The sequence below is a fragment of the Oceanospirillum linum genome, assembly GCF_001995095.2.
In the GTDB taxonomy this organism is placed as follows: domain Bacteria; phylum Pseudomonadota; class Gammaproteobacteria; order Pseudomonadales; family Halomonadaceae; genus Oceanospirillum; species Oceanospirillum linum.
In genome coordinates this window covers 1-437 of the sequence record NZ_MTSD02000107.1, presented here as the reverse complement: position 1 = coordinate 437, position 437 = coordinate 1, and the positions used below count along the sequence as shown (strand labels likewise).

Genomic DNA, 437 nt, shown 5'->3' with positions numbered 1-437 from the left:
TAATATGACTCCTATCAATATTAAACGCTCTGGGGACGCAAAACTTATTAACCCCGATTGATGATTCTCATATAGGAGATATTCTTTTTTTTGCTCAGTAAAGGGGATGACTTGGGACAAAAAAACGCGCTCTCTGCCCATTCTTTGTGCATCCCCCTACCCTTCAGATGCTCTCCTGCATCACATCGCGGAGAGAATGAAAAATATCGTGACTCTGTACTCTCCCATCAACTGCGAATATCATCATACTCCCGCGTTTTATCAAATTCATGTTTCGCAAATGGGCATAATGGGATAATTTTTCGTTTTTCCCGACGCATTTTTTCCACGACTTTCGCAACCAGCTGTTTACCAATCCCTTGCCCTTTCAGGCTTTCATCGACATCGGTATGTTCGATAATCGCTAAATTCTCTCCGGTCGGCACAAAGACAATTTC

1 protein-coding gene is annotated in these 437 nt (G+C 42.6%); it reads right to left on the bottom strand.

Features of this window, described 5'->3' with window-relative positions; translation table 11 throughout:
* Nucleotides 1-227: 227 nt before the first annotated feature.
* Nucleotides 228-437, bottom strand: a 210-nt coding sequence (locus BTA35_RS16855; protein WP_139363722.1) for a GNAT family N-acetyltransferase, incomplete at its 5' end; no start/stop codon positions are given.